This is a genomic window from Mesorhizobium sp. M7A.F.Ca.ET.027.02.1.1 (assembly GCF_004022985.1).
Taxonomy (GTDB): Bacteria; Pseudomonadota; Alphaproteobacteria; order Rhizobiales; family Rhizobiaceae; genus Mesorhizobium.
Map to the genome: position 1 here is coordinate 1 of NZ_RZOL01000562.1, position 3,073 is coordinate 3,073.

The 3,073-nt window shown below is 63.8% G+C and carries 3 protein-coding genes and 2 pseudogenes; 3 read left to right on the plus strand and 2 right to left on the minus strand.

What is annotated here, in order from left to right:
* A pseudogene (locus EN749_RS39175) lies at positions 1–97 on the plus strand (DUF2293 domain-containing protein); the annotation flags it as partial.
* Between the two features lie 6 nt (positions 98–103).
* Here the strand turns inward: EN749_RS39175 and EN749_RS33385 are convergent.
* Positions 104–607, minus strand: a complete 504-nt coding sequence (locus tag EN749_RS33385; RefSeq protein ID WP_128364765.1) for a hypothetical protein — start codon at positions 605–607, stop codon at positions 104–106.
* A 150-nt stretch (positions 608–757) separates the two neighbouring features.
* On the opposite strand from EN749_RS33385, the gene EN749_RS33390 reads away from it, so the two are divergent.
* Positions 758–1,720 carry a D-amino acid aminotransferase gene (locus EN749_RS33390; protein WP_128364766.1) on the plus strand — a complete coding sequence of 321 codons (963 nt, stop codon included), beginning with the start codon at positions 758–760 and terminating at the stop codon, positions 1,718–1,720.
* A gap of 132 nt (positions 1,721–1,852) precedes the next feature.
* A complete protein-coding gene (locus tag EN749_RS33395; RefSeq protein WP_127272444.1) occupies positions 1,853–2,698 on the plus strand; it encodes an SDR family oxidoreductase in 846 nt (281 codons plus the stop codon).
* Between the two features lie 56 nt (positions 2,699–2,754).
* Here EN749_RS33395 and EN749_RS33400 read toward each other — a convergent pair.
* A pseudogene (locus tag EN749_RS33400) lies at positions 2,755–3,073 on the minus strand (molybdenum cofactor sulfurase); the annotation flags it as partial.

Consider the following 3,073-nt stretch of genomic DNA (forward strand, 5'->3'; position numbering starts at 1 on the left):
CGACTCGGCGCGTTTCTTCGTCATCGAGCAGACCAACATCGTGCTCACCCGCTGGCGCGCAACCCGCCTGCTCGACGCCGACGACGAGGAGGAATGACCACGGCTACTTCCGCTTCAGCACGGCGACCGCATTGTAGGGCTGGCCATCGGCGTGGCCCACCCAAATCCAGGACAGATTGCCCTTGTAAAACCTTACGGTGATGTTGCCGCCGTCGATGCACTTGTCCTGACCGTAGGTGATGCTCTCGTGGTATTCCGCCGAAATGTCGTCCCTTGATCTCTGCGACAGCGATCCGCCGCAGCCGAGCGACGGATAATCGATCGACGCGCTGCCATCGTTGATGGTCATGACGATCGCCCAGTCGGCGCCGGCGTCACCGGCCGGGCTCTGGTGGCCATTGCCTACCCAGGTGCCGCTCAGCGACGGCACGTTCACCGCGCAAGGCACATTCTGGAAGGTCGCCGTCAATTCGCCGCCGGTTTTCTCGCAGCGATAGGTCTGGCCGCTCTGCCACAATTCCTCGCCTTCGCGCGCGCACTGGGCGCGGGCGTCGCCCGCAGCGGCGAACATCATCATTGCCGCTGTGACGGCCCCAAACCTACCCATTTTCCCCTCCCGTTCAGACCCGGAACGATAGGGCAATCGCGATCGAATGTATCGGCCAGATCGTCATGGAGGCCGAACAGCGCCGGGCGGGTGGCACTATGCCTTCTGCCCAGCGCCGCTAGCCTCTCGCCTGCGTGACAGGAGGCCCCGATGAGCCGGACATTGGCAACACAGGACGAGAAGCAACTGCCCGTGGTTGGCGACCGCCATGTCGACCCGCACTCCTATCCCGAGGGCGTCGCCTTCCTCGATGGCCAATACCTGCCGATGTCGCAGGCCAAGATCTCGGTGCTGGACTGGGGTTTTCTGCATTCCGACGCCACCTACGACACCGTGCATGTCTGGAATGGCCGCTTCTTCCGCCTCGATTTGCATCTCGAGCGCTTCTTCGGCGGGCTGGAAAAGCTGCGCATGACCATTCCCTTCGATCGCGACAGCGTGACAGAAATCCTGCACAATTGCGTGGCGCTGTCCGGTCATCACGCCGCCTATGTCGAAATGCTGTGCACACGCGGCGCCTCGCCGACTTTCAGCCGCGACCCGCGCCAGGCGGTCAACCGCTTCATGGCGTTCGCCGTGCCGTTCGGCTCGGTCGCCAATGCCGAGCAGTTGCAGCGCGGCCTGCGTGTCGCCATCAGCGACAAGATGCGCATTCCGCCGGCCTCGATCGACCCGGCGATCAAGAACTACCACTGGCTCGATCTGGTGCGCGGCCTCTACGATGCCTATGATCGCGGCGCCGAGACCGCGTTGATCCTCGACTTCAACGGCAATGTCGCCGAGGGTCCGGGCTTCAACGTCTTCTGCGTCAGGGACGGCAAGCTGTCGACGCCTTCCATTGGCGTGCTGCCGGGCATAACCCGCCGCACCGTCTTCGATCTCTGCGCCGAACAAGGTCTTGCCGCCACCGCGGCCGATGTCAGCGTCACTGCATTGCGCGAGGCCGACGAGGTCTTCATCACCTCGACCGCGGGCGGCATCATGCCGGTGACCGAGATCGACGGCGCGGCGATCGCCAACGGCAAGGTCGGACCGATCACCAGCCGGCTGATGGCGCTCTATTGGGAGAAGCACGAGGATCCGGCGTGGTCGTCTCAGGTGAATTATCCCTGATAATTCAGGCGTCTTTTTCGAAAGATTCCGGTCGCCTCTGGAAAATCAGAGGACGGACCGTATATGCCCGAAAGCGGAGAAGCCTCCGCTTTCACGCAAAATCACGCCCGCAGGGGCAAGGACTCCAAGATCATGACATCAAAGGTTTGGTTCATCACCGGATCGTCGAAGGGCTTTGGTCGCGTCTGGGCCGAGGCTGCACTCGCGCGCGGCGACAGCGTCGCGGCCACCGCCCGCGATGCCGGCACGCTCGCCGATCTCGTCGAGAAATACGGCGACAGGATTGCCGCGATAAAGCTCGACGTCACCGACAAGAAAGCCGTCGATGCCGCAGTCGCCGAGGCGCACAAGCGTTTTGGCCGGCTCGACGTCGTCGTCAACAATGCCGGCTACGGCCATTTCGGCGCCATCGAGGAGGTCAGCGAACAGGAAGCTCGCGACCAGATCGAAACCAATGTCTTCGGCGCGCTGTGGGTCACTCAGGCCGCACTGCCGATCATGCGGGCGCAGCGTTCCGGCCACATCATCCAGATTTCGTCGATCGGCGGCGTCAATGCCTTTGCCTCGCTCGGCCTCTACCACGCCTCGAAATGGGCGCTGGAGGCCTTCAGCCAGTCGCTGAGCATCGAGGTCGCGGAATTCGGCATCCATGTGACGCTGGTCGAACCGGGCGGCTTCTCCACCGACTGGGCCGGCCCGTCGGCCAAGATCTCTCAGCCGATCGAGGCCTATGCGCCCGCCCGTGCGAAGATGGCAGAGCGCCGCGCCAATTCCGTTGCCGGCGATCCAGAGGCCACCGGGCCGGCGATGCTGGCCATTGTCGACGCCGCCGAGCCACCGCTCAGGGTGTTCTTCGGCGACGGCGGCCTGCCGATGATACGCCAGGAATACGCCAACCGACTCGCCACATGGGACAAGTGGGACCACGTTTCCGTTATGGCGCAAGGCGCCAAGAAGAACCGCAAAGCTAACGCCTAGTGAGCTTGGCTACGCCGCCACGGCGGCGTAGCTCCTGCCCTCTGGTTGCCGCACAGCTATGCCGAATAGATCCACTGCTCCGGCACGCGCACCGAGATTTCTTCGCGGACCCTGACCGTTCCGGGCTTCTCGACCCAGGCGACGACGCCGCGCAGCCGTTTCGCGACTTTTGGGAACAACAGCGCGCCGGCTTCGACGTCGGCCATTCCGGCGTTTTCGGCGAGCGACCGGCCGGCGATGCGGCAAGGTCCGTTCTGTGCGTCAATCTTGATGGTGACGCCGCCCTTGAAGAACAGCAGCGTGCCGGCCGGCAGCATCGAGAGGTTCGGCACCCCTTCGATCACAAGATTGGCGCCGATCCACTCCGGCCTGATC